The 538-nt window shown below is 64.5% G+C and carries 1 pseudogene; it reads left to right on the forward strand.

Features of this window, described 5'->3' with window-relative positions:
* Nucleotides 1-310: 310 nt before the first annotated feature.
* Nucleotides 311-538 (forward strand): annotated as a pseudogene (locus G3I78_RS47410) (sugar ABC transporter substrate-binding protein); the annotation flags it as partial.

A 538-nucleotide genomic window follows, 5' to 3' on the forward strand; every position in this document is an offset into this window, starting at 1 on the left:
AGATGACGGCATCGCGCCACCAGCCGCCGCTTGCGGTGACCTTGCTGGAAGCGCTTGCAAGCCGGGAGGCGGTCAGCTCATGGGTCATATAGGGGTCAACGCGCGCACATGCCCCCTGGTTGCGGGCCTGATGCCCCGAAGGAAGTTCGAACAACCAGCAAGCGGCGGCAACCGTCAGGACACACGGATGTAACGATCAGCTCGTCTTGCAGAAAATTTCCGCAAGCTCTTTCGGACTTCTTGCGGGCTTGTTACGTTCCTGGCAACTCGGGACCGCGAGGACGCGGCCGGGATCATCGAAGGAGTTCATATGCGGCGTGGCATAGCGGCCACCGCGCTGGTCGCGACCCTGGCGCTCGCGGCGACGGCTTGCGGTGGGGACGACAAGGGCGCGGCCGGCGAGACCAAGGCAGGCGGCGAGCTTTCCGGCACGGTCACGTGGTGGGACACCTCGAACGACGCCGAGAAGGCCAGCTTCCAGAAGATCGCCGAGGCGTTCACCGCGAAGCACCCGAAGGTCACCGTCAAGTACGTCAAC

It is taken from the genome of Streptomyces sp. SID13726 (assembly GCF_010548375.1).
Taxonomy (GTDB): domain Bacteria; phylum Actinomycetota; class Actinomycetes; order Streptomycetales; family Streptomycetaceae; genus Streptomyces.